We start from the raw sequence: 4,028 nt of genomic DNA, 5'->3' as shown, positions 1-4,028 counted from the left end.
AAGTATCTCTGATGGCAGAATCAACTGTGCCAATGCTAATAGTCCTTGATTGTTCATGGTACAAAGGTGCAAATTTTCTATAGAATTAAAGAATTTTCCCCCTGATTTATCGGGTGAGCCTAACAAACGAGTAACAAAAGTAACAAAAAAAAGAGCTAAACAAAGGAAAACACGTTGTTCCTGTTTAGCTCTTATATTACTTATAAAACACTAATATTTAGTATTTTATTTAGCTTTTGCTTTACTCTTATTTTCTTTGATTTTTCGGATAGGTCTTTCAAAACCGGTCATCCCCATGGTTTTGTAATATTTCTTTTGGCAAAGATACATATAATTTCGAATTTAGCAAAAACCCATAACTGATTCCTTCCGATTAGGATTATTTTAATGTAAACGAAGCAGTTTTCACCTCTTTACTATTTCCACCGATCATTACCTGAAACTCACCCGGCTCAGCGACATAATCTAAGGTTGAATCGTAGAATTTCAACATATCCACATCAATATCAAAGGTTACTTTCTTGCTTTCTCCCGCTTTTAACGCAACTCGCTTGAATCCTTTCAATTCTTGGACCGGAGGGGTTATGCTGCGTACGATATCACGTAAATAAAGCTGTACGATTTCCTCTCCATCCTGAGCCCCGGTATTGGTAACAATCACGGATGCTTGAATTTTTCCATTTGCATCCATTGAATTCATATTCAAAGATACATCGCCATACGTATAAGTCGTATAGCTCAAGCCGTAACCAAATGGATAAAGAGGCTCATTCAACACATCTATATAATTGGAGACATAACGAGTGTACCAAGCATCGGGAGACATAGGGCGTCCTGTCATCTTATGATTATAATAGATCGGACATTGGCCTGTTACACGAGGAAAAGACATGGTTAACTTCCCCGTCGGAGAAACCTTTCCGGTCAAGACATCGGCAATAGCCGCTCCTGCTTCCGTACCACCGAACCATACGTTCAAGATCGCATTCACCTGCTTTTCCTCGGATTGTAATGCCAAAGGTCTTCCGGTAAAAAGTACCATTACGATCGGCTTTCCTGTCTTCTGGATAGCATCCAGTAATTTTTTCTGTGTTTGCGGCATTTCAAGGATGGCTCTACTAGCGCCTTCTCCACTCATATCTATCGATTCACCCAAAGCAGCGATAATCACATCAGCGCCTTCCACCACTTTTAGGGCCTCGGCGATTAATTGTTCATCGCTTCTATCATCCCGGGTTGAACGATTTTGATCCGTAAAGTTCGCTTCATAAACGGGATCATCGACTAGATTGCTGCCTTTTGCAAAAACAACCTCTACTCCATTTCCCAAAGATTCCTGTAAATCCTCTACCAATCCATGATAAGATTTAGTCTGCTCATCATATTTCCACGATCCAGCCATATTCGCCTTGCTATCCGCTAAAGGACCGACTACAGCGACCTTACGACATCCTTTAAGTGGAAGCAGATTATTATCATTTTTAAGTAACACGAAAGACTCCGCCGCAATACGACGGGCCGCAGATACATTATTTACCGACAAGAACTCTTTGGCGGCTCTTTTCGGATTACAATATTTATATGGATCATGGAACAATCCCAATTGGTATTTTGCGATTAGTATTCTCCGGCAAGCAGAGTCAATCTCAGCCTCTGTTATTTTCCCTTCTTCCAATGATTTCTTTAATACGGCATGATAACAGTCCGCTATCATATCCATATCGACACCCGCCTTTAGCGCCTTGACTCCGACTTCCTGACGATTACCTATTCCATGGTTTACCATCTCCGCTATTGCCGTAAAATCAGACACGACAAAGCCGTTAAATCCCCATTGTTTACGCAATACGTCATTAAGAAGCCAAGTATTTCCGGTCGCGGGGATACTTTCAAATTTGTTGAATGAAGTCATGATACTTCCTACTCCTGCTTCTACAGCAGCTTGATAAGGACGCATGTAATAATTCATGGCAGTCACACGGCTCATATCTACCGTATTATAATCCCGACCAGCCTCGGCCGCTCCATAAAGCGCATAATGCTTTACACATGCCATAAGAGTCGTATCAGCCGATAAATCATTGCCTTGATAACCACGCACCCATGCTTGAGCCATTATACCTCCAAGAAACGGATCCTCGCCCGCTCCTTCCTTTACTCGTCCCCACCGGGCATCATGATATATATCGACCATCGGGCTATATGTCCAACAGATACCATCAGCACCAACTTCCTTTGCGGAAATTCGAGCGACCTCTTCTATATTCTCCGGTTTCCAACTACACGAAAGACCTAGAGGAATGGGAAAAACGGTTTTATAACCATTACAAATATCAGCGCCAACAATTATAGGAATCCCCAACCGACTTTCTTTAACCGCGACTTCTTGTAACTGCCGGATCGCATCGACACCGAATATATTAAATATACCACCAACCTCTCCTCGTACAATACGACTGGCTATCTCACTCTTTTTAGGATTTGGCATTACGTTTCCATAACTAGGAAGATTCAATTGGCCAATTTTCTCATCAACGGTCATTCGACTCATCAGACCATTTATAAATTCATCCGCACTTTTCTGTTCAATCTCAGCTCTTGTGATTCTCTCACTTTTTTCTCTCGCTATCGAACAAACAGGCACTATACATGCCATTGAAATAAATAAAACTGAACTTTTAAGGAATTTCATAACTTAGCTTTTTTACTTCAAAAAAAGCCCGAATAACAGAAAACAGCAATAAACTCACTACTTCAAAGATACGATATGCTATAGAACACACTTTTCTACACTACGTTTTTACTACGTTTACCATCAATAATAAACTAGTAATAAATAAATTGCGCAATCGATTTAAGAATCTACTCCGCAAGTCTCCAGAAAAGATATCTGGAGTTCTATTCGATCAGACCGATCTCACGAAACCAATCTTCAGCCCGATCCGGCCATTCATTTACAGACGCTCCCGTATCTCGTAACCCATATCCATGGCCACCTTGACTATATAAATGCATCCATGCCGGAACACCAGCTTCCTTTAAGGCATAATAATAGAAAATACTACTGTTGATATAAGATTTATCATCTTCCGCTTGAATTAACATGGTTGGAGGTGTGGCAGATGAAACCTTTAACTCTGGTGCCAATTGGAAATTCTCTCCATCTAAATAAGCAGGATAAACCAATAAACAATAGTCCGGACGACAACTTACTTTATCCGTAGCATCAATAGCCGGATAAGTACGTTTCAAAAAATTATTGCTAACCATGGCAGCTAAATGGCCACCAGCCGAGAATCCCATCACACCGATTCGCTTTGGATCTATATTCAAGTTCTCAGCGTTCGCTCGAACATAACCAATCGCACGCTGTACATCTTGCAAAGGAGCTTCGTGTTTTTCCAGTCCTTCCCGTCTTGGAACCCGGTATTTAAGTAAGACCGCAGTTATTCCAAGATTATTAAGCCATTCACAGACTTCATCACCTTCCAAATCATAAGCTAAAATATTGTAACCACCACCGGGACAGACAATCATAGCGGCACCCGAGGCCACTTCATCCGGAGCATGATATATAGTAATCGTTGGCTCACTCACATTCGTAATACGCAAAACACTCTCACCACCGGTTTTTCCACCATCCGTATCAGCTTTCTCTATTAATTTAATAGTTTCTCCCGGCGCCCCTTTTGGGAATAATAAAATCGGATTTTCTTGTGCCATAGACGTATTGATTAAACAAACCCCAATCAATAAAGGGAATATCCACTTCTTAACCATACAACACATTATTAAGTTATAGGGAGCGAATATATACATCTTATTTTATTTATCCAATCAGAATCGAATAAATAAAAACAGAAAAAGGAGTCACCCCTTACGGACTGACTCCTCTCCATCGGCTATCGCCTTGCTTCAAGACGGCGGCTACCTACTCTTCCACTGTTACGCAGTACCATCGGCGTGACGAGGCTTAACTTCTCTGTTCGGAATGGGAAGAGGTGGATCCCTCGTGCTATAGCCACCTT

At 41.2% G+C, this 4,028-nt stretch carries 2 protein-coding genes and 1 rRNA gene; all 3 read right to left on the bottom strand.

Translation table 11 applies throughout. From position 1 onward, the window contains the following. Nucleotides 1-379 precede the first annotated feature (379 nt). A complete protein-coding gene (gene bglX / locus NBH16_RS23100) occupies nucleotides 380-2,692 on the bottom strand; it encodes a beta-glucosidase BglX (RefSeq protein WP_270616697.1) in 2,313 nt (770 codons plus the stop codon). A gap of 206 nt (nucleotides 2,693-2,898) precedes the next feature. Further along, a complete protein-coding gene (locus NBH16_RS23095; protein WP_005865072.1) occupies nucleotides 2,899-3,780 on the bottom strand; it encodes an alpha/beta hydrolase in 882 nt (293 codons plus the stop codon). Between the two features lie 138 nt (nucleotides 3,781-3,918). Further along, a 5S ribosomal RNA gene (rrf, locus tag NBH16_RS23090) occupies nucleotides 3,919-4,028 on the bottom strand.

It is taken from the genome of Parabacteroides sp. Y3-G-102, from assembly GCF_023656845.1.
In the GTDB taxonomy this organism is placed as follows: domain Bacteria; phylum Bacteroidota; class Bacteroidia; order Bacteroidales; family Tannerellaceae; genus Parabacteroides; species Parabacteroides distasonis.
Note: the sequence above shows the minus strand (reverse complement) of the source record. Positions and strands in the feature narration are given on the sequence as shown.